Annotated in this window: 7 protein-coding genes; 4 read left to right on the top strand and 3 right to left on the bottom strand. The window is 43.9% G+C overall.

Annotation, left to right across the window (positions count from 1 at the left end):
• Positions 1-298: response regulator (locus tag ACWVCM_RS15740; protein ID WP_455202717.1), on the bottom strand; the 298-nt coding region annotated here is incomplete at its 3' end.
• Positions 299-893: 595 nt separating this feature from the next.
• On the opposite strand from ACWVCM_RS15740, the gene ACWVCM_RS15735 reads away from it, so the two are divergent.
• The 4 genes from ACWVCM_RS15735 (at position 894) to ACWVCM_RS15720 (ending at position 6,262) form a co-directional block, all read left to right on the top strand.
• The gene (locus ACWVCM_RS15735) at positions 894-2,210 is read left to right on the top strand and encodes a hypothetical protein (protein ID WP_455202716.1); all 1,317 of its coding nucleotides are present in this window, start codon (positions 894-896) and stop codon (positions 2,208-2,210) included.
• Positions 2,207-3,763 (top strand): polysaccharide deacetylase family protein, encoded by a 1,557-nt coding sequence (locus ACWVCM_RS15730; RefSeq protein ID WP_455202715.1) that lies wholly within the window; start codon positions 2,207-2,209, stop codon positions 3,761-3,763. The genes ACWVCM_RS15735 and ACWVCM_RS15730 overlap by 4 nt, the downstream gene beginning before the upstream one ends.
• A gap of 2 nt (positions 3,764-3,765) precedes the next feature.
• Positions 3,766-5,517 (top strand): poly-beta-1,6-N-acetyl-D-glucosamine synthase, encoded by a 1,752-nt coding sequence (pgaC, locus tag ACWVCM_RS15725; RefSeq protein ID WP_455202714.1) that lies wholly within the window; start codon positions 3,766-3,768, stop codon positions 5,515-5,517.
• Between the two features lie 385 nt (positions 5,518-5,902).
• Positions 5,903-6,262 carry a hypothetical protein gene (locus tag ACWVCM_RS15720; RefSeq protein WP_455202713.1) on the top strand — a complete coding sequence of 120 codons (360 nt, stop codon included), beginning with the start codon at positions 5,903-5,905 and terminating at the stop codon, positions 6,260-6,262.
• 24 nt (positions 6,263-6,286) lie between these two features.
• Here the strand turns inward: ACWVCM_RS15720 and ACWVCM_RS15715 are convergent, their stop codons facing one another.
• A complete protein-coding gene (locus ACWVCM_RS15715) occupies positions 6,287-7,663 on the bottom strand; it encodes an ATP-binding protein (protein ID WP_455202712.1) in 1,377 nt (458 codons plus the stop codon).
• A complete protein-coding gene (locus ACWVCM_RS15710; RefSeq protein ID WP_455202718.1) occupies positions 7,660-7,791 on the bottom strand; it encodes a winged helix-turn-helix domain-containing protein in 132 nt (43 codons plus the stop codon). Before ACWVCM_RS15710 ends, ACWVCM_RS15715 begins: the two co-directional genes overlap by 4 nt.

Below are 7,791 nucleotides of genomic sequence, written 5' to 3'. Positions count from 1 at the left end.
CACCTGCATCCAGGCCTTTGATGCGGTCATCTTCTTCACTGCGCGCCGTCAACATAATGATAGGAATATCCTTGGTTCCGGTATTTCTTCGGACCCGGCGAGCAAAATCCACCCCACTTAGCCCGGGTAGCATCCAGTCCAGAATGATCAGGTCCGGCCGCCGGTTACCGATTTCAGCATCCGCTTCTGAGACATCAGACGCACCAGACCAGTTAAATCCAGCACGCTCCAGGGTAAAACCTACCATGTCTCGAATAGCCGATTCGTCTTCAACGACTAATAAATAATTAGATTTCATTTTCCGTTACAGCGCTCATAGTATTGCGTCAATTTGTACATTGGACACTTAAATAAGTGCTGTTATCCCAATGATATGGCTCGCATTAGAGCAAAATTATATGACATTTTTATTACACATAGCGTGTGTTTGGCATATTTCATCAGTCTGAGAACTGTGCACATTATTAAGCTATTCAGACTGTTATAACTATTTTATTAGTAATAAAACTTTCACGATTGAATGAAACTGCCTGATTCAGCGCATTGGTAGCGATTTCTGGTCGCCGACAATGTGAAAAATTGACCAAAAAACAACCTCTTATAAACAATCACACTAAATATATCGGAGATCGAGATTTAGTACTTAAATATTGTACTTATCTTGTGCTAACATGGACTTAGCGTCTAATACGTAAGTGTTGCACTACTCATCATAGCCACTGAAGGCACACCAAATAATCGCTTTCGTAGGATACAGGACTTTTAGTAGTAGCAAGAAGTATTGAAGTCGGCAATAACACAATAATAGCTGTTGTCCACCTGTGTCGCAGTTCGCCGTCTCTAAACTTCACTCTGTATAAACCGATATTCGTTGAAATAAAGGAGTGAGGATTGTGCGGTTTAGTACAATTTTACTGGTATTAATTTTGCCGTTTCTTATGCAGCATGCATTGGCACAAGAAGAAAAGGCACAAGAAAAATCTCTGGAATCAGAGTATAAACGCGCAATTGAATTGTCGCACAGTGGTGACCATGATGCCGCTCTGGCAATTCTGAGCGAGCTATTGCCCAAACATCCAGACAATTATCCGATATGGCGGGATTACGTCGTCATTGCCGGCTGGAAAGGTGACTGTGACGAGGCACTGGAAAAATACCAGGCCATCAAAGACCGACCCAACAAGGAAGATTATTTAATTGGCCCGGTTGCCGAATGCCTCGCCAGTACCCGGCGGAATGACGAAGCGCTGGCCTTGTTGCGGGAAGGCAGCAAAAACTATCCAGACAATGAAGATATCAAGTCAATTTATCAATCCTTGCTGAATAACATCGTTATCGATCGCAAACCGGAACTGAATATAAGCAGCGGAACCGGACAGTCAGATGCCGGCAACCAGGATTACTATCTTGAAGCAAAATATTCCCGGCAGTTTGCAGACGCTGCCCGCTGGTTTGTCCGTTACTTTACTACCTTTGCTGATGACCCGGAATTCGAAACTGGAGACCTTCACCGGCTGGGTGCAGGTGTCACGTACTGGTTTAATCCCAAATGGTATCTGGAACAGGAGTTCTCCTTTGATGTAGTAGATGGTGGTGAGGGCGGCTCAACCACTACATTAATATTTTATCCTAATTCTTCATGGGAAATATTTGGTCAATACGCCTCTTACACGGAAGATGTACCGTTACGCGCGAAAGCCATTGGCGTAGACTCGCCCCGGGCAACTTTATCGGCGTACTATCATTCTCTTGATTATCGCTGGGAGTGGTATGGTTCGTTGTCCGCGTATAGTTTTTCAGACGGTAACGACCGCGATACATATTATACCGAACTTGGTTATGCCTATGAGATGAAAACCAAACGCGAGCAACGTGTCATCCTGCAACTCTATGGCTCGCAAAACACACTGGAAAACACGGTGTACTATAATCCACTCCGTGACACCAGTCTGTCCCTGGTGCATCGAACCAGTTTTATTTATGACTCCAGGTATGACCGCCATGTTGACCATCTTGCATTATTTGTCGGGCAATACGACCAACAGGGATACAGCACCAAAGCGATTTACGGAGCGAGTTACTCACAAGAATATGATTTCAGCCGTGTACACTCGTTCAATTGGTGGCTTGAAATCGCCAGCCGGGTTTTTGACGGTGACCGCGAAACTATAGGATCGTTTCTGGTAAATTACACCAGGAAATTTTTATGAAACTTATTCAATTTTTCACATGCATACTGGTACTCACTGTTTGTAGCACAGCAATAGCGAACCAGCTAACAGTGCTAACTTATCACGATATCGTTGCTGAACCAGGAGAAGACATATATGCAGTCAGCCGATCTGCATTCGTTGCTCAAATGGATTACCTGGAAACACACGGTTACCAGCCTATATCGCTTGGCACTCTGGAACGCATCATTAAAAAACAGGAAAGCTTACCTAACAAAGCCGTTCTGTTAACGTTTGACGACGGTCTGAAAAGTTATAGTGATTTTGTTGCACCATTACTGGATATCTATGGCTACCCTTCCGTGTTAAGCGTAGTCAGTGGCTGGGTTGACGGTAATAACACACCTCCTGAGTATCACAACAAACTACTGAGCTGGTCAGAGTTACGTGAACTGCAAAAATCACAGAACGTGGACATAATTTCACATAGCCACGATCTGCACACCGGCGTTCAGTCTAATCCGCAAGGCAACTATGCGCCGTCGGGGGTGACAAGAATTTTTTCTCCCACAATTAATAGCTATGAATCCGAGTCTGCTTTCCGCCAACGTATTGCAGCCGATTTAAAACATGGCGTAACGCGGTTCGAAGAAGAATTAAAGGTAAAACCAGTTGCAATCACCTGGCCCTATGGCCGATACGACAATGTGCTGTCTACAGAGGCAGACTTACTGGGCATGAAAATCCAGCTTACTCTGGACGACGGCCCAAATATGAAAAACCAGCTGAAGGTACTTAATCGCATTATGATAATGCGAGAAACTAAAATTGATGACTTTGTAGCCGACCTTAACTATGAACCCTTACGCTATTTAACACACCGCTTTGTGGAAATAAGCCTGGACAAATTCAGGGGACAGACAAATCAAAGGCAGGAGGAATTACTATCATCCCTGCTAAAGAATATAGAGCAGTCCAACGTAAATACCGTAATAATTTCCCCGTTTACCAATGACGGTAAAAGAGCTTTTTTTCCTACTCAGCAAATGAAAGTCGAGTCTGACATACTGAACCGTGTCACTCATCAATTACATAATGGTTCGGATATTCGTCACGTCTATTTACGCTTACCTGAAGATATCACTGAAAATAAGCCAGACGAGTTTTATACCGATCTTGCGCGCCTCAACTGGTTTAACGGTGTGATTTTTGACGGACAAGCATCAAGCAGGGTTAGCAAAATAAAGAAAATCGTAAATTACTTCCATCCCAAATCCAAATTCGGTCATTACGGTAAAATTGACGACATCAGGAACTACGATTTCATTATTCTGCCTGTGGAAAGTTCTCATTCTAACGAGCAATTGCGAAAAGAAATCCTGAATGCAAAAGGATTACCAACCAAATTATTTATTCACGTAAAAGTCCCGCAGGAAGATATGTCAACAGTTCCTAAAATTGAAGAAACCATTCGCTCACTGGGTGTGGAGCATTATGGCATCGATGTAAACAGAGATTTTTACAGCATGCTTGGCGGTTTCGCCATTCCAGATAAACCAGCTAATAGACTACTAGCCGCTTTTGGAGATTAGTCATGGATTTTGTATTTTTTGTTTTTATTTTTTTCTACCCGCTATTCATGGCGGTGTACTGGATGACCGGCGCACTAATCTTTTTTAACCGTCGCGAACGCAAACGAGCGAAACCTCCCGAGCTGGATACGCATCCACACGTTTCTATTCTCGTACCATGCCACAATGAGCAAAGCTGTATTGAAGATGCGATCCACCAGCTTACTGAAAACAACTACCCTTCGTTTGATATCATTGCGGTAAACGATGGCAGCACTGATGATACCGGCCAGATTTTGCATAAATTATCTAATGAGATCGATAACCTGAAAGTCGTTACACTAACGCGCAATTACGGTAAAGCAATGGCATTGAATGCTGGGGTACATGCCAGCACAGCAGATTATATTATGTGCATTGACGCCGACGCACTGCTGGATAAAGATGCCCTCTTCTGGATGGTTAAACATTTCCTTGATTGTCCACGCGTTGGAGCAGTAACCGGCAATCCCCGAGTTATCAATAAAACCAGCCTGTTGGCTCGCATCCAGATCGGAGAATTCTCTGCAATTGTAGGCATGGTGAAACGAACACAGCGGAATATCGGTCGGCTGTTCACCGTGTCCGGTGTCAATGCCTGCTTTCGTAAATCTGCGTTGCACGATGTAGGCTACTGGTCTGCAGAAACAGTTACGGAAGACATCGACATTAGCTGGAAACTGCAGCTGCGTTACTGGGATATACGCTATGAACCCAAGGCACTAACGTGGATACTGGTTCCCGAATCTATAAAATCACTCTGGAAACAACGCTTGCGCTGGGCACAGGGTGGTGTTGAAGCAGCGGTTAAGTTTGGCAAAGATATTTTTCAATGGAAAAATCGTCGCATGTGGCTGGTGGGACTGGAATACTGGATCAGTGTCGTCTGGTGCTATTCAGTTGCATTCACGGTGTTATGTTGGGCAGCAACGTACACCGTACCGGAAGCGTACTGGCCTGACGCACTGGTCGTTGAAACCCTGATACCGCAATGGACGGGGGTCGCATTAGCGCTCGTATGCTTAACTCAGTTTGCTGTAGGTTTATTACTCGATAGCCTGTACGAACGGCGCGGGTTGTTTCGCTATTTATTCTGGGCCATTTGGTATCCCGCTATATACTGGGCTATTAGCGCCGCCACCACGATCGTTGCTGTTCCCCGAGGACTGGCGAAAATGGGCAAAACCCGACATGCAGTTTGGGTGAGCCCGGGGCGAAAACTACTTTATTCTCCACTACGTTTACGGGAAGCACAAAAAAAACCGGAACACCGTAATATGTTCTGGCGCCTGGTACCCCAAACCCAGAAATACGCTGAACTGGTCATTATGTTTATCTCATGGAGTTTGTGGGTATACCTGATCATGCCTTTGATCAGTTTGCTAGTGTGGGTCGCCGGTAGCTACTTATTCAAACAACAAATGTTATCCCCTGGAGGACTGGAGACACTGGAAAGCGTTGCTCATTACGGAACTGTAATTCTTGTGATGTGGGTAATGATGGCATCGTGGATACTTTGGAATCAAAAAAAATACGGACGGCACAATCGTCGCCAGAGTAAAGCACCGATAGTGACCACAGATCAAATTCGTGAATACACAAAACTAAGCGATGGTGAAGTAAACTATTTAAGGACAAACAAGGAAGTTTATCTTCATTATGATGAAAACGATAATCCTATTATCGACGAAAATGTGGAGGCTCTGGACAAACACCATAAAAGAGCTGCTGTGTAATATAAAAAGAAAGAAAAAGGTCCTTGATACTTCCAGAATAGATCTTTTTAATCCTTAACCACTTTAGTCTCGAGTACAAATAGATCAGAGCGACTTCCCTGGCACGCTAAAACGCTTTCTCTGATATTTGCGAGGTGAAAAGAATAATTGCTATTGCTCAAGCTTCCAACATTAGCAGCAACTCATGACAAATCGATGACGCCACCACACAGCCCACCTGGCAATCACTTTTTACCCAAATACTCCAGGACGACGCATTGATTAAATATAATTGCCTAAAATGGGCATTTAATAGGCTAAACTATCTAGATTAACACAGGCGATCGACAACTTTTTTCGTTGCTTTAAAATCTATCTACCCAGGCGTGACTTGAGAGAACCAATATTGAACTGGCGTTTCACAACAATCGGTAAAACTATAGTACTAATTTTACTATTTTTTGTATTGATCGGGTGTGCAAGCCAGAACAAAAATAATCTTAAAGATGACTGGACTTCCAGTGATAAATATAAACACTTTCTATTATCTACTGCGATCAGTGCAGCTATAGCCAATGCAGCCAGGGATGATAACCGTGACAACTGCGAAGCAGCGTTAATTGGTTTCAGTGTGACGCTGACATTGGGTGCAGCAAAAGAAAGTTATGACAAACGCAGGAAAAAAACCATGTACAGCGAACGAGACATGGTGTGGAATGCAGCAGGCAGCGTAGTTGGCAGTTTGCTCGGCTCAAATTGTCTTTAGAAACAATCTTACATTCTGCCGTCATCAAACAAGTTGAGGTTCGGCAAAACATACATCGACCTTTAATCCACCATAACGTGATTTACCAAACTCAATTGCAGCACGATGAATTTCAATTATGCGTTGTACCATTGCCAGGCCCAGTCCAGTTCCCTCGTGATTTCCTTCAGATACTCGGTAAAATCGCTTAAAAACTTTTTCGTACTCTTCCTCAGGAATCCCCGGACCACTGTCTTCCACGATAACATGCCTGTGATTGTCTTCTTCCATTATTGAAACTGTCACAGTTCCACCTTCTGGCGTATAACGGATGGCGTTTTCAACGAGGTTTCGAATCAGAATACCAACCATAACCGATTCACCCTTAACAAAGCAGTCGTCAGGCGCATCCAGGCTAAGATCTATGTTCTTATCCAGTGCCGCGATACCAATTTCTGACAGTTGTTCTTCTGCAATATGGCAAAGATTGGCGTTTTCACCACAACACAAGCTTCCTTCTGGATCCAGCCTCGATAGAGTCAACAGTTGTTCCACCATGTGTGTAGCACGATCAATGCTATCAACCACTTCCTGCAAGGCTTCATTACGGGCCTTGTCATCACTGGATTGCATCGCAACTTGAGCATGAACTTTCTGCGCGGCTAAAGGTGTTCTTAATTCATGAGCCGCATTGGAGGTAAACAAAACTATTTCTTCAAAGGCATTTTGAAGTCGTTTAAATAGCGAGTTTAATGAATTTACTATTGGCAGCGCTTCGGATGGCACGTGATAGGTATCAACTGGTTGCAGATTGTCAAAACGACGATTTTCAATTTGCTTGGCAATATTTTTTAAGGGCTGCATCGCATGGCCGACAGTGAAAAAAATCAACACCGCCAGCATCGGTAGAATTATGCCGAATGATGTAATCAACCGGATGGATATGCTGTTACTCAAGCTATCCCGTTGTTTTAAGGGTTGGCCAACCTGGACACGTAACGTGTTATGTTCGTCTGATATCGAATACACCCGCCAGCGTTCGCCATTGACTACCCGCTCACCGAATACTTCATCTTTGTCAATTAAGGCATCGGTTGGAGAATTTTCCGAACGTACTGCCAGACGGCCATCGATGGTCCAGATTTGAAAATCAATTTCCTGTTGATATTTATGGACCTGGGTATTGATGTGTTCCGAAACGCCGTCTCTTTCTGTATCCTGGGCATCATAGGCTAACTGTTCATAGAGTTCATGTGCGCTGATTTCCAGTAGTACGCGGGCTGACTGCGCCAGCTCCGCGTCCATAAGCTCCTGGATTTCCTTGCGGGTATCAAAATAGTTTTTAGTTAAGGTAAATATACACGCAACAGTTATTAAAGATAGCAAGCTAAATAACAGCCGCTTGCGAATCGATACATTCATTTTGGTTTATCCACAATATAACCGACGCCTCGAATGGTTCGAATTAAATCACTGCCCAGTTTTTTACGGATAGTATGAATATGAACTTCCACGGCGTTACTTTCAATTTCATCTTTCCAGGAATACAT

The organism is Kaarinaea lacus (assembly GCF_975902315.1).
This window is presented reverse-complemented; position numbering and strand designations above follow the sequence as displayed.